Source organism: Leisingera sp. ABD4_442, from assembly GCF_056160905.1.
Genome location: NZ_JBSWYB010000019.1, coordinates 34,829 through 53,465 on the forward strand (window position 1 = coordinate 34,829; position 18,637 = coordinate 53,465).

Consider the following 18,637-nt stretch of genomic DNA (forward strand, 5'->3'; position numbering starts at 1 on the left):
ACGGCGCGTTCGTCAAGTCGAACGAAAGGGCGAAATACAGAACATGTCAGCGCCGCATCAGATGATCGCCGCCGCTATCCAGCGGGAACGCAGCCGGGCCGGGAAGTCGCTCTCGGCACTTGCGGCCGAGGCAGGCATTGCCAAATCCACCCTGTCGCAGCTGGAAGCAGGCAACGGAAACCCCAGTGTAGAGACGCTTTGGGCGCTGGCCGCCGCCTTGGATGTGCCGCTGAGCCTGCTGTTTGCGACGGAGGCACCGGCGACCAAACTGGTCCGTGCCGCAGAGGGGGAGGTTCTGGAATCGGAGCAGTCGGATTTCGCTGCGGTGCTGTTGTCGCGCTGCCCGCCCAACGTGCGCCGGGATGTCTACCGGGTGGTGATGCAGCCGGGGGAGGTGCGCCGTGCCCAGCCGCATCCGCGCGGCACGGTGGAGCACATGCTGGTCTGCGCCGGGCAGATGCGCGTGGGGCCGGCGGGGCAGGAGGAGGAGCTGCAGGCCGGCGACTACTACAGCTACCCGGGCGACCATCGGCACAGCTATGAGGCGCTGCAGGCGGATACGCTGTTTATGATGGTGATGGAAGCGCCGTAGTCAGGCTCTAAAAAGAGGGTTTGACCCGGAACTTCAGCGACTCGCCGCTGTCGGGGTGCTTGATCCGCAGCTCCTCGGAATGCAGCATCAGCCGCGGATGCTCCAATGCGCCGCCGCTGGCATAGAGCGGGTCGCCCAGGATCGGATGGCCCAGCGACAGCATATGCACCCGCAACTGATGCGAGCGCCCGGTCTTGGGCGTCAGCCGCACACGGGTGGCGTCCTCCTCGTATTTCATCACCCGCCAATCGGTGATCGCGGGCTTGCCGGTCTCGTGGCAGACCATCTGTTTGGGCCGGTTCGGCCAGTCGACGATCAGCGGCAGATCCACGGTGCCGCTTCTCGGCTCCAGCTTGCCTGCGACCCGTGCCACATAGGCCTTTTTCGTGGTACGTTTCTCGAACTGCATCGACAGATGCCGCTGCGCATGGGGGGTGAGGCCGAATACCATCACGCCGGAGGTGTCGCGGTCGAGCCGGTGCACCAGCAGCGCCTCGGGGAACACTGCCTGGATGCGGCTGATCAGGCAATCGGCCAGATGCTCCCCGCGCCCTGGCACCGACAACAGGCCGGCAGGCTTGTTCACGGCCAGCAGTTCGGCGTCGTGGTGCAGGATCTCCAGCGGGTCCTGCGGCGGGGTGTATTCGCTTGAAACGGCCATGGGCGCCTGCCTAGCGCCACCGGCAGGCCAGGGCAAGCGCGGCCAGGTTCCGCTGCCTCTGTCTCTTTCCCTTGAGCCCTGCCATTTGCTAAATTGACACTGTCCCGGCGATCCGGTAACCGGCGCGCCTCACAGGACTTTGGGGTGAAGGCATGGCACGCAAACGCAAAGGGCGCGATATTTCCGGCTGGCTGGTGGTGGACAAGCCCGCGGGGCTGACCTCGACCGCGGTTGTGAACAAGGTGCGCTGGGCGCTGGACGCCAAGAAGGCGGGCCATGCGGGCACCTTGGACCCTGAGGCGACCGGCGTTCTGGCGGTGGCGCTAGGCGAGGCGACCAAGACCGTTCCCTATATCACCGATGCGTTGAAGGCCTATACCTTCACCGTGCGGCTGGGCCAGGCGACCAACACTGATGACGCCGAGGGCGAGGTTATTGCCGAAAGCGCCGAGCGCCCCACTGATGAACAGATCAAGGATGCGCTGCTGCCCTTCCTGGGGGAAATCATGCAGGTGCCGCCCAAATTTTCCGCGGTCAAGATCGACGGTCAGCGCGCCTATAAGCTCGCCCGTGATGGTGAGGATGTGGAGATCGAAGCCCGCCCGCTGTGGGTCGAGGAGCTGATCATGCTGGATCGCCCCGACGCGGACCACGCGGTGCTGGAAATGACCTGCGGCAAAGGCGGCTATGTGCGCTCGATCGCCCGCGACCTGGGGGCCGCACTGGGCTGCCACGGCCATGTGAAGGAATTGCGCCGGATCTGGTCCGGCCCGTTTGATGCGGCTGAAGACGGGATTTCCCTGGAAGAGATCGAGCACCTGGCTCGTACCCCGGAACTGGACGCATACCTGCGCCCGCTGGAGGAAGGCCTGGCGGATCTGCCGGAGGTCAAATGCACGCCAGAGGGCGCGGTCCGGCTGCGCAACGGCAACCCGGGCATGGTGATGCCCAATGATGAGGTAGAATATGGCGACGAGGCCTGGGCGTCGCTCGACGGCCATGCGGTTGCCGTCGGCGTCTACAAATCCGGCAGCCTGCATCCCAGCCGGGTGTTCAATCAAGATGCAAGCGCCGGTTAACAAAGTGTAACTTTTTGGGTCAGCAGTTTTGACCGGATGTTTCGCGCGCGAAACATTTGGACAGCAAGGCTGACCTATTAACTTGCACTGGCATTGCGCCCTGGCTAGGCGGGCTCGGCTGTTCCGTTGTCTCCGAATACAGAGTAATACTCCTGTGCGGTCAGGAGGATACTGGCCTGCGCGCCCTCTTCGGCACTGATCTGATTACCCGCCGCATCGCGCCAACGGTCCTCGCTGGTGGAGTAGTCGTCGTGGAAGGCGATACTGACCCCTGACTGATCCCCGGGCAAGGTTGCGATGGCAATACCGTCCATGGCGATCAGAGTGCTGTCCTGATCCGCGTCGTAGCTGACGCTCAGTCCGGCGATTGCATCTTCAAAGCTGTAGCTGGGGATGGACCCGAAGCCGGCAACGACCGGGAAGTCGATTCGCAGCTGATCCTCTGACGGATCGAAGTCGGTGATTTCGGCTGCCGGAGTTCCGGCCTCGTACACATTTGCAAAGGCGTGGAAGGTGTCCGCCCCAGCGCCGCCGGTGGCCGTTGTCCCGGGACCGATCCACAGGCGGTCATCTCCAGTTCCACCGTCGAGCACATCACCGTCGTCACCCACACGGGTCAGGTCACCGGGGTAGTGATTGTAGGACCCTTCATAGTGGACTGAGCCACTGCCGCTGTAGAGCGTGTCGTCGCCTTCGCCGCCGGTAAGCGTGTCGGCACCGCCTTCGCCAAATATCACATCATCGCCTGCGGTGCCGTCCAGTGTGTCACTGTCCGGAGTGCCGCGGATCGCATCCAGGGCAAAGGGGGCGCTGAAGCCGGGATTTTCAAACTGCTCAGTCCGTTCAATGTCTCCATTTCCAAGCAGAAAATCTACTTCCAAAACCTCTCCCTCTGCGAGCGAAATGCCGGGCAGGGTCAGGATCGTCTTGTTGTTGAGGGTGTCGATAAAGCGCAGGCCGCTGCCGTCCTCGGTCTCGATCAGCTCAACGTAACCGGAGTGATAGGGCGTCAGTGCCAGCTGGTCGGTGCCCAGTTCAAAATCCTCGATCACCGTTTCACGGCTGCCTTCATCGTCCAGGACGAAACGGTCCGCGCCTTCGCCGCCGGTGGCAGTATTGTCTGCACCTAGATGCAGCTCATCATCTCCGCTGCCGCCTGCCAGCAGATCCTGGTCACCGGCATTGCCTGTCAGCGTGTCGTTTCCATCTCCGCCGCTAAGCTGATCATCCGTTCCGGCGGTGCCGGACAAATTGGCGGCTTGGGGCTGCGGATCAGGTTCAACTGGTGTTTCCGGTTCAGCAGTTTCTTCACCGGAGATTTCGGCCCCGTCGAAGCCGACAGCAATGGCGGAGCCCGCAAGTGCAAGAAAAATCAGTAGTTCCATGTCGACCGGATCACAAAAATTGAACAATGCTATCGCGGTAAAAACTCGTCCGCGGTTCTGCCAAAGGCTGCAGTAAACTCCCTTGGAATGCAACCAGCGCCGTTTTAAAACCGCCGGCATGATTACCCGCAGCCACACCAAGGGCGACGCGCCCTCGACCGCCGTCTATTCCGATTGCGAGACCTACCGTTACAGTCTGACCCGTGTCTGGAACCCTGCCGGACGGCGGGTGATGTTCGTGATGCTAAACCCCTCGACTGCGACCGAAGTGCAAAACGACCCAACCATCGAACGCTGCGAGCGCCGCGCCCGGGCGCTGGGATTCGGCAGTTTCCGGGCCACCAACATCTTTGCCTGCCGTGTGACGGACCCGCGGGAAATGCGGCGGCTGCAAGCGCCGGAAGGGCCGGAGAATATGGCGGCCATTCTGGACGGTGTGGAATGGGCTGATACTGTGATCTGCGCCTGGGGCACGCATGGCGAACATTTGGGGCAAGGGGCCCGGGTGGCCGCAGCCCTGCGGCAGACCGGCAAACCGCTGCATCATCTGGGTCTCAGCAAGGCAGGCCATCCCAAGCATCCGCTTTATATCGCCTACAGCCAGCAGCCTGAGGTGTGGCGGGAAGCCTAGCCGGGGCATCGGTATCTGTTAACCCATGTTCCTGTTTTGTTTTGATCACGCGGCCTGCACATGAGATCCTCGGCGGGTGCAGGTTTATACGAGGTTGATTGGTTATGTTGTGGCTTGCGAGCGTGCTGGGCCTGGTTGCGGTGGGCGGTGCAGTTCTGGTGGATGCAGGATCCTCGACTGAGGAGGACGCACCCGGTCCGGAAGCGGATGATGATTGCGACGGTTTGGATGGCGGCTTCATCGAACCTGGCGGAGAAACCGTGACGGGCACCGATGGCGGCGATGTGCTGGCTGGCAGCGGTGCGGCGGACCGGCTGGCCGGCGGCGGCGGCGATGATCAGATCGGCGGTTATGACGGCGATGATTGGCTTCTGGGCGGTTCCGGCAAGGATGTCCTGCATGGCGACGAAGGCAGCGACATCCTGCAGGGCGGAACTGGTGCCGACCTGCTGCACGGGGAGGAAGGCGCCGATACGCTGCAGGGCGGTTCCGGCCAGGATCAACTCTTTGGGCATTTCGGTAATGACAGCCTGTCGGGCGGCCGCGGTGCGGATGAAATGCATGGTGGCCAGGGCGGTGACTTGCTGGCGGGCGGCCAAGGCCAGGATTCGCTGCATGGCAATGACGGCAATGACAGTCTTTGGGGCGGTGCTGGACGGGACGCTCTGTTCGGCGGCTCCGGCGATGATGTAGTGTCCGGCGCCAGCGACGGCACGGCGCGTGATTTTGTCAATGGCGGTGACGGGGACGACACGCTGATCGCAGGGGCGGGCGATGCGGTCACTGGCGGGGCAGGTGGTGATCAGATTGCATTGGGCAGCTGGACAGGAACAGGGGCGGCTGTAGAACTGATGGATTTCGATGCCGCAGAGGATCAGCTGGTGCTGATTTGGGACTTTGCAGAGGGAGAGGAGCCCTTGGTGGAGGTGCAGCAAAACCCCGAAGCCGAGGAGGAGCAACTGGTCCTGGTTGACGGGCAGCCTGCCATCCGGTTGTCCGGTGCTGGGGAGCTTTCGGCAGAAGATCTGGTACTGGTGGACAAAGCCTCTGCCTCCTGGGCGGGGCTGCTGCCGCAAGCGGGCGGCGCCAGCTGACCAGGCAGCGCACTTATCCTTTGCCTTTGCAGTGGAAACATCTTATACGCCCGCATCTGCTGCGATTCCGCGGCAGGTTTCTCCATGGGCCTGTGCTGGACGACATCCCGGCCTGCGCCATCCACTCTAACCTATGAAGGAGACCCCGATGTCGATCACTGCGGAAGAAAAAGCGCGCCTGATGAAAGAATTCGCAACCAAAGACGGCGATACCGGTTCCCCGGAAGTCCAGGTTGCAATCCTGACCTCGCGCATCAACACCCTGACTGAGCACTTCAAAACCCACAAGAAGGACAACCACGGCCGCCGTGGCCTCCTGAAAATGGTTGCTCAGCGCCGCAAGCTGCTGGACTACACCAAGGGCAAGGATGAGGCCCGTTACCAGGACCTGATCAAACGCCTGGGCATCCGCCGCTAATCCGCGCTAATCCGGATTTTCTGCGCCCGTTCCGAAAGGAGCGGGCGTTTTCTTTTGGCCACCCGTCCGCCGGGGGCAGTCAGCGGGCCGGAGCGCTGCGTTCATCCAGACAGCATTCGCTTTGCAGATAGGCGATCACATCCCACAGGCGGCCGTATTGCGGAACGCAGCGCAGGATGCGCCCCTCCCGCTGCTGTTTGATCAGCCCGGCCTCCACCAGGCTGGCAACATGGTGGGTCATTGAGGAATGCGGGATATCCAGATCCTCGCGCAGCACCCCGACCGGCAGCCCGTCAAAGCCTGACTTCACCAGCCTCTTGAAAATCCGCAGCCGGTGCGGGTGGCCCAGCTCCTTGAGAACCTTTGCAATTTCGTCGACGTCCATGAGCGCTCCGGGTTGGATATTACGAATTTACCGGTAATATATTGACTCGCACTCTGGTGATCAATATTTCGATAAAACCAGTAATTTAGAATCAGAGGTTGGACCGATGTCACCTGAAGTCACCGCTGCCCTGCAGGAAGCAGGCGGCATGTTTCTTTTCCTCGCCGTGGAACTGACGGCGCTGTTCCTGCTGATCAGCTACGGCGTGGCGGTGCTGCAGGAGTATATCTCACCGGCCCGCATCCAGGCGGTCCTCAGCTCGCGCAACGGCCGCGGCTATGTGGTTGCCGCGCTGATGGGAGCAATCACACCGTTTTGCTCCTGCTCGACGATTCCCTTCCTCAAGGGGCTGCTCAGGGCGCGGGCCGGGTTTGGCCCGATGATGGTGTTCCTGTTCTCCAGTCCGCTGCTGAACCCGGTGATCATCGGATTGTTCACCGTGACCTTCGGCCTGCAGGTGGCTGTAGTCTATTTCCTGATCGCGATGGTGGTCTCGGTGGCTGCGGGCGTGCTTCTGGAGGCGCTGGGGTTCGAGCGCCATGTGGAACCTGCGGCCTATGAGGCCCCAGCTCCCAGCGGCTGCGGCAGCTCTTGCAGCGCGGCGTCTCAGCCTGAGAACCGCTGGCTGCGGCTCTGGAAATCGGTCTGGAAGGACTTCAAGGGCGTGCTGCCCTACCTGCTCGGAGGCATTGCCATCGGCTCGTTCATTTACGGCTTTATGCCAACCGGGCTGATCACCGAATACGCGGGCAGCGACAACCTGTTTGCCATTCCGGTGGCCGCGGTGATCGGCATCCCGCTCTACATCCGGGCGGAAGCGGTGATCCCTCTGTCGGCGGCACTGGCGGCCAAGGGCATGTCGCTGGGGGCGGTGATGGCGCTGATCATCGGCAGCGCCGGGGCCAGTCTGACAGAGGTTATCCTGCTGCGTGCCATTTTCCGGATGCCGATGATCCTGGCCTTCCTGGCGGTGATCCTGACGATGGCGGTCGGAGCCGGGCTGATCTATGCGCTGACACCGCTTGGTGCCTGAACCTGCGCAGGGCAAAAAACACGGCTGGCCTCAAGAGAAGCCAGCCGTTGTCAGTTTCAGCCGGGTTATTCGCCGTAGGGTACCCAGATGTTCTTCACCTCAGTGGCCTCCTGCAGGAAGCGCTTGGTATGGTCCTGTGTCCAGTCCGTCGCTGTGCAGTTGTTGACCCAGGTGCGCTTCAGGTTGCCTGCAGAAGCCGCCTCGATCGCTGCTGACAGATCAGAAGAGGAGAAACTCCAGACCGCGTCGACGTTCAGATGCGAGGCTAGCGGTTTCGCCAGTTCTGCATGGCTGCCTGTCAGGATGTTGACGACACCGCCGGGCACGTCTGAGGTGTCCAGAACCTGATAAAAATCGGTTGCTGCCAGCGGGAAGGCTTCGGAGGCCGCCAGCACCACCCGGTTGCCCATGGCAATCGCCGGCGCCATCACCGAAACCAGACCCAGCAGCGGTGCCTCATCGGCGCAGAGCGCGCCGATCACGCCAACCGGCTCTTTCATCGCCAGCGCCACGCCGCGGATCGGCACGCCATGCACCTGGCCGTCGTATTTGTCGGCCCAGGCGGCCGCAGAGAACAGGCGCTGGATCGAGGCTTCGACTTCAGCCGCGCCGCCCTTCTTGGCTGTCATGGCGTCGATGCGGGCCGCGAATTCCTCAGCGCGGGCAGAGAGGTTCTCGCCAATGTAGTACAGGATCTGCGCCCGCAGGTGGCCGGTGGCCTTGGACCACTTGGCGGCGCCGGCCGCAGCCTCGACCGCGTTGCGCACGTCCTTGCGGTTGGCCAGCCCCACGTGCCCCAGGAGCGCGCCGGATTTGCCGTAGATGGCTTGGCTGTAGCCGCTGTCTGGACGGGCCTGCTTGCCGCCGACATACATCTTGGCAGTGCGGTCCAGCGGGTCTGCCGGGGCGCCGTTGCCTTCGAAGGCATCCACCTTGGCCAGCGGTTTCGCCTTTGTCCTGGCCCGGGTATAGGCGGCGAGGCCTTCCCAGCCGCCTTCCCGGCCAAAGCCGCTCTCACGCACGCCGCCAAAGCCGGCCGCGGCGTCGAACATATTGGTGCTGTTGACCCAGACCACGCCCGCAGCCAGCTTAGGCGCCATGTCGAGCGCAAGGTTCACGTTCTCGGTCCAGAGCGTCGCCGCCAGGCCGTAGCGGGTGTTATTGGCGAGTTCCACCGCCTCGGCAGGCGTGCGGAAGGTGCAGGACACGAGTACTGGGCCAAAGATCTCCTCCTGCATCAGCGGATCGGCGGGGGTGAGACCCTCGATCAGCGTCGGCGGGTAGAAGCAGCCGCCTTCGGGCATTTCAACCTGTGCCTGATGCATTTGGCCCGCCTGGTTGGCGGCGACCATTTCGCTGATGGTGTTCAGCTGCACCGGATCCACCACGGCGCCAACGTCGATACATTTGTCGAGCGGGTTGCCGACGCGCAATCCGTCCATGCGGGCCTTCAGCTTGGCATGGAAGCGGTCTGCGATGCCTTCCTGAACCAGCAGGCGTGAACCGGCGCAGCAGACCTGGCCTTGGTTGAACCAGATTGCATCGACAAGGCCTTCGATTGCCGAGTCGATGTCGGCGTCGTCAAAGACGATGTAGGGCGACTTGCCGCCGAGTTCGAGCGTCAGCGCCTTGCCGCTGCCTGCTGTGGCTTCGCGGATCCTGCGGCCAACGGAGGTGGAGCCGGTGAAGGCTATCTTGTCCACATCCGCTGCGGTGATCATTTCACCCACGGCGCCGTCTCCGGTGACGATGTTGACCACACCCTTGGGCAGGCCTGCCTGGCGGCAGATGTCAGCAAACAGCAGGGCGGTCAGGGAGGTGTATTCCGCGGGTTTCAGCACCACGGTGTTGCCCATGGCAATGGCCGGCGCAATTTTCCAGGCCAGCATCAGGAGCGGGAAGTTCCAGGGGATGATCTGGCCGCAGACACCCAGGGCCTCTGCATCCGGCAATTCGCTGTCCATTAGCTGGGCCATGCCGGCGTGATAGTAGAAATGCCGTTGCGCCAGGGGGATGTCGATGTCACGGCTCTCGCGGATCGGTTTGCCGTTGTCCAGCGTTTCCAGAACGGCAAACAGGCGGGAATGCTTCTGCAGCAGGCGCGCGATGGCATAAAGGTATTTGGCGCGGCCCACGCCGCCAAGACCGGCCCAGCCGCCCTGCGCTTTGCGGGCAGCCTCAACAGCGGCATCCACATCCGCCTGCGTGGCTTGGGTCAGCGTTGCCAGCACTTCGCCGGTGGCGGGGTTCTTGCTGTCGAAACCGTCGCCTGGCGCGGTGAATTCACCGTTGATGAAATGGCCGAACCGGCTGCCCTGATCGACCAGCCAGGCCAGCGCTTCGGCGGCGCTTTCGGGGGCGGGACCGTATTCCATGGTGTCGAAAATCTCTTTGATGGTCATATGTTCAGCCCTCAGCCCATGGAGTGGCGGTAGCCGGCGGAGTATGCCCCGGTGACATGGTGTTCCAGCTGGCGCTCGATATCGCCCAAGAGCGAAGACGCGCCAAAACGGAACAGATCCGGCTGCAGCCAGCGGTCGCCCAGTTCGTCTTTGATAAGCGACAGGTACACCAGCGCGTCCTTGGCTTTGGAGATGCCGCCGGCGGGTTTGTAGCCGACGCGGTAGCCGGTGCGGTCATAGTAGTCGCGGATGGCGCGGATCATCACCAGCGACACGGGCAGGGTGGCGTTGACGCTTTCCTTGCCGGTGGAGGTTTTGATGAAATCGGCTCCGGCCATCATGCAGACTAGCGAAGCGCGCGCCACATTGCGCAAGGAGCCCAGCTCTCCAGTGGCCAGGATCGCCTTCACATGGGCGTCGCCGCAGGCCTGGCGGAAGGCTTTCATCTCGTCATAAAGCGCCTGCCAGTTGCCTTGCAGCACATGACGGCGGGTGATCACGATGTCGATCTCCTCGGCGCCGTCCTTGACGCTCTCCTCGATCTCCGCGACCCGCAGGTGGAACGGCGACAGGCCGGCCGGAAAGCCGGTGGAGACGGCGGCAACCGGGATCCCGGTGCCTTCCAGCGCCTTGACCGCAGTCGGGATCATGTCGTGGTAGACACAGACCGCACCAGTGGTGAGGCCTTCCATGCCCAGCGTGTGCAGTAGGCCGGCGCTGACCGGCTGGCGCGCCTTGGCGCACAAGCGGCGGACCCGGCCTTCGGTGTCGTCACCGGACAGGGTGGTCAGGTCAATCAGGCTGACCGCTTTCAAGAGCCAGGCGGCCTGGTGGTCCTTCTTGACGCTGCGGCGTCCCGGCAAGGTGGCGCAGCGGCGTTCGATGGCCGATGTATTGGCCTGCACGGCAGCGACCCAGTCCAGGTCCAGCTCCATGCCGGGATTGCGCGGCTCGGCCAGCTGCGGCAGCTGCGCGCTTCGTTCAGCGGTATGGCTATCCATTGGAAATCCTCGGAAGAGTTCCGTGCGAAAATCGCACGGGTGCGGCATCTTGGCAAGCAAGCGCCGGGGTGTGCAGGCAGGTTTTTTGACTGAATGGACAAAAAATAGCCGTGAAGACCGGACCGGGCCTCCTGTGCAGCTCCTGAATCCGGCGGCGCGGTGTGAAAATCGTGTTTTCCGCGTCTTTGAGCCCAGGGCTGCGCATTCCGGTGGCAGAATCGCCTCCACATGCTAAATTTAGCGGTATGAACAGTGCAGACCCCCATATCAGCGAAAAACCACAAGCAGACGGTCTTTCAGGCAACCGGCCTGTGATCCGCCAGCTGGATGACAGCGCCATTAACCGGATTGCCGCGGGCGAGGTGGTGGAACGGCCTGCCTCGGCGGTCAAGGAATTGGTGGAAAACGCCATTGATGCCGGGGCCGCACGGATCACGGTAGAGATTGCCGATGGCGGCAAGACGTTGATCCGGGTGACCGATGATGGCTGCGGCATGACCCCGGAGGACCTGCCGCTGGCGCTGAGCCGCCATGCGACCTCCAAGATCGACGGCTCGGACCTGCTGAACATCCACACTTTCGGCTTCCGCGGCGAAGCGCTGCCGTCTTTGGGGGCGGTGGGGCGGCTGACGATCACCAGCCGTGCTGCAGGGCATGAGGCGGCGCAGATCCGGGTCTCCGGCGGAAAGCTGGAGCCGGTGAAACCGGCCGCCCTGCGCGCAGGCACCATCGTTGAGCTGCGGGATCTTTTCTTTGCGACGCCTGCACGGCTCAAATTCATGCGCACCGACCGGGCCGAGGCGCAGGCAATTGGCGATACCGTGAAACGGCTGGCGATGGCAGAGCCTTCGGTGGGCTTCACTTTGCGGGATGTCTCTGGCGGCGGCGAGGGGCGGGTCACCTTCCGCGCCGACCCTTTGTCCGGCGACCTGTTTGATGCGCTGCACGGGCGGCTGGCCTCGGTGCTGGGGCGCGAGTTTGCCGAAAACGCCTTGAAGATCGACGCCGAGCGGGAAGGCATCCGGCTCTATGGCTATGCGGCGCTGCCGACCTATTCGCGCGGCGCGGCAGTGGCGCAGTTCCTGTTTGTGAACACGCGCCCGGTGAAGGACAAGATGCTGACCGGCGCGCTGCGCGCGGCCTATTTCGATTTCCTCAGCCGCGACCGGCATCCGGCGGCGGCGCTGTTCATTGATTGCGACCCGCAGCTGGTGGACGTGAACGTGCATCCTGCGAAATCCGAAGTCCGGTTCCGCGACCCCGGCCTTGCGCGCGGGCTGATCGTCTCCTCCCTGCGCCATGCGTTGGCAGAGGCCGGTCACCGGGCCTCGACCACCGTGGCTGGTGCCACGCTCGGAGCAATGAAGGCAGAGCAGCCCACGGCGAGCGGTGCCCCCCGGATCTATCAGATGGACCGGCCGTCTTATGGTGCACGGACGGCATCTTATACGGCGCAGCAGCCAGAGAGCTTTGCGCCCGCACCCGCCTACCAGCCGCCGTCCGCTCCAGGCTTTTCTGAACTGGCGGGGGCCTACAGCGGCCAGGTAACAGAAATCCCGGAAGTCCCAATGGCCCCGGGTCAGCCTTTGGGTGCGCCCGAGGGTGCCGCGCCCGGGGCCGAAACCCTGCCGCTGGGTGCGGCACGCGGCCAGGTGCATGAGAACTATATCATCGCCCAGACCGCCGACGGCATGGTCATTGTCGACCAGCACGCCGCACATGAACGGCTGGTCTATGAGAAGCTGAAACGCCAGATGGCAGAGAACGGTGTCGCGGCGCAGGCGCTGCTGATCCCGGAGATCATCGAACTGAGCGACAACGACTGCGCTTGCCTGCTGGGCGTGGCCGATGAGCTGGCGAAATTCGGTCTCGGCATCGAGGCCTTCGGCGGCAATGCCATTGCAGTCAGGGAAACCCCGGCGATCTTGGGAGAGGTCAACGCCGAGGCGATGATCAAGGACATCCTGGACGAGCTGTCGGACCAGGGCGAAAGCCAGCTGGTGCAGGCCAAGGTCGAGGCGATTCTGAGCCGGGTGGCCTGCCATGGCTCGATCCGCTCAGGCCGCCGGATGCGGGGCGAGGAGATGAACGCGCTGCTGCGGGAGATGGAGGCCACCCCTCATTCCGGCCAGTGCAACCATGGCCGCCCCACCTATGTGGAATTGAAACTGGCAGATATCGAGCGCCTGTTCGGGCGCACATGAACAAGAACCCCCGTTTAAGGGAGGACGAGCAGTGACACTGGAACAAGCCCAATGGGCGATCTACGCGCTGGCCGGATTGGCCGCGCTTCTGGCGCTGGCCGCGCTGCGGCTGCGCAGCACGGCGCGGCAGTTGGAACAAATCAACGCAGAACAGCGCAGCCATATTGCCGGGTTGAAGGCCGAAGTGGCGCGGCTGCCGGAGCTGACGGATGAACTGGCCACCCTGCGCCGCACCAGCGATAACGAGCGTACAGCGCGGTATCAGGCAGAGGCGCAGGTGCAGGCGCTGAAGGCAGAGCACGCCGCGCGGTTGGAAGAACTGAAGCACATGAACCAGCAGATGGAGCACAAGTTCGCGTCGCTGGCCTCGGGCGTTTTGAAGCAAAACTCCGAAAGCTTCCTGAGTCTGGTCAGCGAGCGGTTTCAGGCTCATAGCAAGACGGCGGATGAGGATTTGGCCAAACGCCACACCGCGATCGAAAACCTGGTGAAACCGCTGGACCAGAAGCTGGGCCAGTTCGGTGAGCGGATCAAGGAGATCGAACAGGCCCGCAACGAGGCTTACGGCGCGATCCAGACACAGGTGAAGCATCTGGCCGAAGGCCAGGCGGCGCTGGGCGGCGAGACCCGCAAGCTGGTGCAGGCCCTGCGCGCACCCAAGACCCGCGGCCGCTGGGGCGAGATGCAGCTGCGGCAGGTGTTCGAGATGGCGGGCATGGCTGAACACGTGGACTATGAGCTGGAGAAGAGCGTCGGCACTGATGAGGGCCTGCGCCGCCCCGACGCAGTGGTGCGCATTCCCGGCGGCAAGAGCATCGTAGTGGATGCCAAAACCCCGTTGGAGGCCTATCTGGATGCGCTGGAGGCGGAGACACCCGACGCTCAGCAGGCGGCGCTTGCCCGCCACGCAAACCACGTGAAGACCCACGTGCGGCAGCTGGCCTCGAAATCCTATCAAAGCGCCCTGGGTGAAACGCCGGATTTCGTGGTGATGTTTATCCCTGGCGAGACCTTCGTATCGGCGGCAGCGGAAGCGGACCCGGGACTGATCGAATATGCCTTTGAAAACAAGGTGCTGATCGCCACCCCGACCACGCTGATGGCCCTGGTCAAGTCGATTGCCTATGGCTGGCAGCAGGAAAAGATGGCGGAAAATGCGGTCGAAGTGCAGAAGACCGCCAAGGAGCTGTATGACCGGCTGGCGACCTTCTCCAAGAACCTGGCGTCGGTCGGGCGGTCGCTTTCCTCTTCGGTGAACAACTACAACAAGGCGGTGGGCTCTCTGGAAGCCCGGGTGCTGCCCTCGGCCCGCCGGTTCGAGGCGATGGGCGTGGTGGCGAACGGGGCGGAACTGGAAGACCCGGGTCAGGTGGAAGTCGAGCCGCGTCAGGTCGCGCTGCTGGCGGAGGAGTAGATGCGGTCTCTCCTTGGCCTGCACGCAGGCCGCCGTGCCGAGGCGGCCCTTCTGAGCGCCGCGGAGGTAGAGGCCGAACGCATTGTCGCGCTGCTGCGGATTGCGGTGGCGTTGGGCCTGATGCTGGCGATGATGCTGGCCATAGAGTCCGTCCGGGTGATTGAGGAGCCGCATCTGCGGCGCCAGGTCGGGCTGGCAGCAGCCACTATGCTGTCTTACCTGGCAGTTGGTGTGCTGATTTACTGGGCGATTGGCAGAGGTCTGTTCAAACCCTGGATGATCTGGCTGGCCGTTTTGGCGGACTGCGCCTTTCTGCTTCTCAATACCTTTCTGTCATTGGTGAATACTGGTGTGCCCGGCGGTGCGCTGTTTGCCATGCCAGCGGTTTGGATGGCTCCCGTTGTGCTGGCCTTTGGGGTGCTGAGACTTAGCCCATTAAGGCTTGCGGTGATGCTGGCGCTGATTGCAGCCGGGTTTGGCTGGATGATCTTGTGGCAGCCGCCCGAAGCTGCGCCGGATCTGGTGGAAAGGATAAGGCTTACGCTGGATGCGCCGCCGAATTTCATGCGCCTGGTTATGCTGTGCCTGGCCGGGGCCGTCCTGGTTGTGGCGTCCGTGCGGATGCGGATTCTTTTGCACCGTTCCATCGAGGAAGCCCGTCAAAAGGCCAATCTGACCCGCTATTTGCCGGCGCAGCTGGCTGACCGCCTGGCGGGCGGCGGGCTGGAGGCGATGCAGGAAGGCCGCCAGCAGCACATGGCTATTCTGTTCATCGATATCCGTGGCTTTACCAGCTGGTGCGAAGGGCGCGCCCCGCACGAGGTAAGCCGGCTGATCACTGGGTTCCGGGGTCAGGTCGAAGATGTGGCGGACCGGACCGGGGGGCTGATTGACAAATACATCGGCGATGCAGCGATGATCCTGTTTGACGGCAAGCGGGCGGCGGCGCGGGCACTGGAGTGCGCCGAAGGGCTGGCGGTGCAAATGCAGGACTGGCGCCAAACGCGGGAGCAGGCCGGGGACACAGGCCTGGGTGTCGGGATCGGGGTGCATTGGGGCGAGGTGTTCTCCGGGGTGACCGGGACCTCGGCGCGCCTGGAGTATTCTGTCTTCGGTGACACGGTGAACACCGCGGCGCGGCTGGAGCAGCTTACCAAGGTGCAAGGGATGGCGCTGATCGCCTCTGCCGACCTGCTGCAGGAGGCCGGAGCAGAGCCCGCGCGCGAAGGCTGGACTGCGCTGCCGGCAGAGGTTTTGCGCGGGCGCAGCAAGGGGCTCGCGCTCTTCGGCAAGGCGCCCGGGTAGCCGCTGCGCCATTTGCCTCAGATCAAAGACTTAGGTGTTTGCTTGACTGTTTGATATGCTGAGGCAGCGAACAGAAGGAATGGAGCAATGCTGGAGATCTCGGCCCGCAAGGTGGCACAGGTGGCGATGATGGCCCGGGAGCTGGGCCGGGCGGAGGGTGAGCTGCGCGCGTTTATCGACCGGATGAGCGAGGATCAGCAATCGGAGCTGGTCGGCATTATGTGGGTCGGCCGCGGCAGTTTCGAACCGGAGGAGCTGGGGGAGGCGATCTATACCGCCCGGCAGGAAGCCACCACACCGACCGTTGATTACCTGCTTGGTACGCCGCATCTGGCCGACAATCTGGAGGCCGGGCTGGAGGCGCTGGGGATCGACGTCAATGATGTCGAGGACGATGTGATCGGCCGCTGAGGTTTTTTGAGCCTGTTTCTTGGACATAGGGCGCCGCATGTGACGGCGCCCTTTGAGTTCCGGAAGGCGTCCGGGGCTCTGCCCCGGGCCCCGGGATATTTTCAGCCAGAAGAACAGGGGATCCTTGCGGCAAGCCGCCGGGATATCCGGAGCGATCAGGCCTTGCTGTCGACGATCTCCAGATGCTGGGCCAGCTTGCCGATCTCGCCCATCCATTTTTCGACCAGGGCAGAGTCGCTGGGGGCGGCGTGGACCCCGGCGGCGATCTTGCCGTTCATCGCAGCCTCGATGGCAAAGGAGACCGGGTAGGACACCAGGCGCGCCATGGCGGTGCCGCGCGCGTCGCCCCATGCGTCCATCACATAGGTCTTGTGCCAGACCTCGGCGCCGTCCTTCTCGGCCTTCAGGCCGACACACAGCACCACCCGGTCCGGTTCGCCTTCGTCATAGGCGTTCTCGGCCCAGAACTGATCCGACATTTCCTTGAGCCGGGCGTCGCCTTCGGGGCCGGAGAGGGTTTCGACCTCCTTGAAGACATCCGCCCAGGCATCCGCCCAGCCGTTGAGGCGCAGGGTGCCGCGGACGAATTCCTTCACTTTCCAATCCGCGCCGAACTCGTACTGCGCCATGAAGGGGATCGAGTCGCGGTTCGGGTAGACCTCGAAGCTCTCGGGTGCAGGCAGCGGTGCCTCATAGGAGGAGATCGCATCCCAGGGGCGGGCGACGTCCAGTTCCTTGAAATCGCGGATCGACTTGGAGGGCGAACGCAGCGCCTTCAGCACGCCCAAGGGCGACCAGCTGAACTTGTAGCGGAACGGGTTCGGGGTCTTGGGGATGCCGCCGCAGTAGGAGATGAAGCTGATCTCGTTTGCCGCGTCATAGGCCTCAGACGCTTTGTAGTCCGCCACCAGCGCATGCGCCATCAGGTGGTCGATACCCGGGTCCAGGCCAACCTCGTTGATCAGGCAGACACCTGCGTCCTTGGCCTTTTGATCCAGCGCGCGCATTTCCGGCGCGATGTAGGAGGAGGAGACGAAATGCGCGCCGCGCTCGATCGCCAGTTCCGCCAGCGCCACATGCCAGTCGCCCGGCAGCATTGAGACGATGACGTCATGCGGGCTCAGCATCTGGCCCAGGTTGGCGATGCTGAAGGCGTGAATGTTGGTGGTCAGATCGCCTACGGCTTCGCGCGCCTTGCCGGTGGTCCGGTTCCAGACCGCCACGTCATGGCCCGCTTCCAGCAGACGGCGCAGGCCGGGGATTGCGGAGAGGCCGGTGCCGCACCAGTGAATAGTCATGAGAAGTCTCCCTTATCCGAATTTCAGTTTGGCCGCGACAATCACCAAAACGGCAGTCACGGCGCAGATGTTTGCCAGGATCAGCGGCCAGTCGCCGACCATCAGCCCATAAGCCAGCCACAGTGTGACCGTGGCCAGGAACATCAGGTTCGAGGGCAGCGACAGACCGGAGGTGTCGCGGGAGGCCCAGGCCTTCCAGGCTTGGGGAATCCAGCAGACAGTGCCGAGGAAGGCCGCCAGATAGCCGACGTAGGGCGCGATCATCCGGGCAGATGCTCCAGGAATGTGGCCTTGGCCCGGCCCCAGACGCCGCCGTCGAGATCGGTCAGGGTCTGCAGCGAGGGCAGCAGCTGGGCCGCGTAATCCTCGGAACTTTCCACCGGCAGCATCGACGGCAGGTTGTCGATTGCCATCACGTCCAGAACCGGGTTTTCGGCGACGCGCAGGGCGGGGGCCGCCCAGGTGGTGGCGCGGTCATAGACCGGCACCGGGTTGTAATCGCTGTCCGGGTCGCAGGCAACGTCGCCAATGGCGGTGAGCTTGCGGTCAGCGGTCAGCGCCTCGCGCGGGACAAAGACCGGAGTGCCCGGGCGCGCGAAGATGCAGTTCAGGAACAGGTTGTGAGCCAGGATTTCCGGGAAAGGGCCGCCGCTTGCGGTCTCAGCCATGTCCCATTTGGTGACCTGGACGCCCATCGCCTCGCAGAGGTCGGCCGCACCAGTGCCAACCCGGCCAAGCGCGCCAATGACGATCGCGGAGGGGCGGTCTTTGTTCAGGGCGTCCAACTCGGCGCCCAAATCTGCCAGCAAGGCATCTTTACCGCCGTAGACACCAACCGGCCCGCACAACTCGCCGCGCTGCTGCGCTGCCCAGGCCTTCAGCGTGACTGCGGCGCCGGCATAGCCCGCCCAGTAGCCAAAGGCGGCAACCCGGCGGCCGGTTTCATCAACCAGGTATTCCAGGTCATACAACGTGCCGCCGCCGGCCTTGAACCGCTCCAAGAGCGCCTTGCCGGAGTGCTGGCCCTTGAAGGCATGGCCGAACATGATGTGGCGGTGCGGCAGCGGGGTGCCGTCCTCGGGCAGTTCCTTGAGGCCGAAGATGATCGCGTCCGCAGGCGCGCCGGGCCAGGAGTTTTCCGCTGCAACCTCGCAGCCCGCGTCAATGTATCCCTGAAGCGGGATGGCCCGGACAGAGCTTTCCTCGACCGTGACCTTGATGCCCGCGTCCAGCAGCGCCTTGGCGCCTTCGGGCGTCAGGCCCACCCGGTCTTCGTTGGGGCGCTGTTCGGCCCGTACCCACAGATGCGTCATCGTCATGTCCT

General features: G+C 63.6%; 18 protein-coding genes. 10 read left to right on the forward strand and 8 right to left on the reverse strand.

Translation table 11 applies throughout. The features are described from left to right. The first annotated feature begins 43 nt into the window (after window positions 1-43). Entirely contained in the window at window positions 44-592 is a 549-nt protein-coding gene (locus ACXAHG_RS14600; RefSeq protein WP_475058413.1) for a helix-turn-helix domain-containing protein, read from the forward strand. Between the two features lie 7 nt (window positions 593-599). Here ACXAHG_RS14600 and ACXAHG_RS14605 read toward each other — a convergent pair whose 3' ends face one another. Beyond that, window positions 600-1,253 carry an RluA family pseudouridine synthase gene (locus tag ACXAHG_RS14605; protein WP_475040301.1) on the reverse strand — a complete coding sequence of 218 codons (654 nt, stop codon included), beginning with the start codon at window positions 1,251-1,253 and terminating at the stop codon, window positions 600-602. A 152-nt stretch (window positions 1,254-1,405) separates the two neighbouring features. Here ACXAHG_RS14605 and truB point away from each other — a divergent pair, with 152 nt between their 5' ends. Then, the gene (truB, locus tag ACXAHG_RS14610; protein WP_475040302.1) at window positions 1,406-2,332 is read left to right on the forward strand and encodes a tRNA pseudouridine(55) synthase TruB; all 927 of its coding nucleotides are present in this window, start codon (window positions 1,406-1,408) and stop codon (window positions 2,330-2,332) included. Window positions 2,333-2,436: 104 nt separating this feature from the next. On the opposite strand, the gene ACXAHG_RS14615 is transcribed toward truB, so the two are convergent. Next, entirely contained in the window at window positions 2,437-3,744 is a 1,308-nt protein-coding gene (locus tag ACXAHG_RS14615) for a calcium-binding protein (RefSeq protein ID WP_475058416.1), read from the reverse strand. A gap of 91 nt (window positions 3,745-3,835) precedes the next feature. On the opposite strand from ACXAHG_RS14615, the gene ACXAHG_RS14620 reads away from it, so the two are divergent. From ACXAHG_RS14620 to rpsO, 3 genes are all read left to right on the forward strand, one after another. Further along, on the forward strand, window positions 3,836-4,348 hold the full coding sequence (locus ACXAHG_RS14620) for a DUF1643 domain-containing protein (RefSeq protein WP_475040304.1): 513 nt from the start codon (window positions 3,836-3,838) through the stop codon (window positions 4,346-4,348). 104 nt (window positions 4,349-4,452) lie between these two features. After that, window positions 4,453-5,442 carry a calcium-binding protein gene (locus tag ACXAHG_RS14625; RefSeq protein ID WP_475058419.1) on the forward strand — a complete coding sequence of 330 codons (990 nt, stop codon included), beginning with the start codon at window positions 4,453-4,455 and terminating at the stop codon, window positions 5,440-5,442. Window positions 5,443-5,590: 148 nt separating this feature from the next. Then, entirely contained in the window at window positions 5,591-5,860 is a 270-nt protein-coding gene (gene rpsO, locus ACXAHG_RS14630) for a 30S ribosomal protein S15 (RefSeq protein WP_008555454.1), read from the forward strand. Window positions 5,861-5,939: 79 nt separating this feature from the next. Here the strand turns inward: rpsO and ACXAHG_RS14635 are convergent, their stop codons facing one another. After that, window positions 5,940-6,245 (reverse strand): ArsR/SmtB family transcription factor, encoded by a 306-nt coding sequence (locus ACXAHG_RS14635; RefSeq protein ID WP_475040306.1) that lies wholly within the window; start codon window positions 6,243-6,245, stop codon window positions 5,940-5,942. Window positions 6,246-6,393: 148 nt separating this feature from the next. Between ACXAHG_RS14635 and ACXAHG_RS14640 the strand changes: the two genes are divergently transcribed. Beyond that, a complete protein-coding gene (locus ACXAHG_RS14640) occupies window positions 6,394-7,278 on the forward strand; it encodes a permease (protein WP_475040307.1) in 885 nt (294 codons plus the stop codon). A 65-nt stretch (window positions 7,279-7,343) separates the two neighbouring features. Here the strand turns inward: ACXAHG_RS14640 and ACXAHG_RS14645 are convergent, their stop codons facing one another. Then, window positions 7,344-9,680 carry an aldehyde dehydrogenase family protein gene (locus ACXAHG_RS14645; protein WP_475058422.1) on the reverse strand — a complete coding sequence of 779 codons (2,337 nt, stop codon included), beginning with the start codon at window positions 9,678-9,680 and terminating at the stop codon, window positions 7,344-7,346. Window positions 9,681-9,691: 11 nt separating this feature from the next. After that, window positions 9,692-10,681, reverse strand: a complete 990-nt coding sequence (gene deoC / locus ACXAHG_RS14650) for a deoxyribose-phosphate aldolase (protein ID WP_475058425.1) — start codon at window positions 10,679-10,681, stop codon at window positions 9,692-9,694. A gap of 245 nt (window positions 10,682-10,926) precedes the next feature. Here deoC and mutL point away from each other — a divergent pair, with 245 nt between their 5' ends. The 4 genes from mutL (at window position 10,927) to ACXAHG_RS14670 (ending at window position 16,015) form a co-directional block, all read left to right on the forward strand. Further along, window positions 10,927-12,885, forward strand: a complete 1,959-nt coding sequence (gene mutL, locus ACXAHG_RS14655) for a DNA mismatch repair endonuclease MutL (RefSeq protein WP_475058428.1) — start codon at window positions 10,927-10,929, stop codon at window positions 12,883-12,885. A 31-nt stretch (window positions 12,886-12,916) separates the two neighbouring features. Beyond that, entirely contained in the window at window positions 12,917-14,299 is a 1,383-nt protein-coding gene (locus ACXAHG_RS14660) for a DNA recombination protein RmuC (protein WP_475058431.1), read from the forward strand. Next, window positions 14,300-15,604, forward strand: coding sequence for an adenylate/guanylate cyclase domain-containing protein (locus tag ACXAHG_RS14665; RefSeq protein WP_475040312.1), 1,305 nt, complete (start codon window positions 14,300-14,302; stop codon window positions 15,602-15,604). 87 nt (window positions 15,605-15,691) lie between these two features. Next, a complete protein-coding gene (locus ACXAHG_RS14670) occupies window positions 15,692-16,015 on the forward strand; it encodes a DUF3775 domain-containing protein (protein WP_475040313.1) in 324 nt (107 codons plus the stop codon). 155 nt (window positions 16,016-16,170) lie between these two features. On the opposite strand, the gene ACXAHG_RS14675 is transcribed toward ACXAHG_RS14670, so the two are convergent. The 3 genes from ACXAHG_RS14675 to ACXAHG_RS14685 are packed head-to-tail and all read right to left on the reverse strand — an operon-like array spanning window position 16,171 to window position 18,626. After that, the gene (locus ACXAHG_RS14675; RefSeq protein WP_475058433.1) at window positions 16,171-17,313 is read right to left on the reverse strand and encodes a saccharopine dehydrogenase family protein; all 1,143 of its coding nucleotides are present in this window, start codon (window positions 17,311-17,313) and stop codon (window positions 16,171-16,173) included. Window positions 17,314-17,325: 12 nt separating this feature from the next. Continuing rightward, on the reverse strand, window positions 17,326-17,577 hold the full coding sequence (locus ACXAHG_RS14680) for a SemiSWEET family sugar transporter (RefSeq protein WP_475058436.1): 252 nt from the start codon (window positions 17,575-17,577) through the stop codon (window positions 17,326-17,328). Then, window positions 17,574-18,626, reverse strand: coding sequence for a saccharopine dehydrogenase (locus ACXAHG_RS14685; protein WP_475058472.1), 1,053 nt, complete (start codon window positions 18,624-18,626; stop codon window positions 17,574-17,576). Before ACXAHG_RS14685 ends, ACXAHG_RS14680 begins: the two co-directional genes overlap by 4 nt. Window positions 18,627-18,637 lie beyond the last annotated feature (11 nt).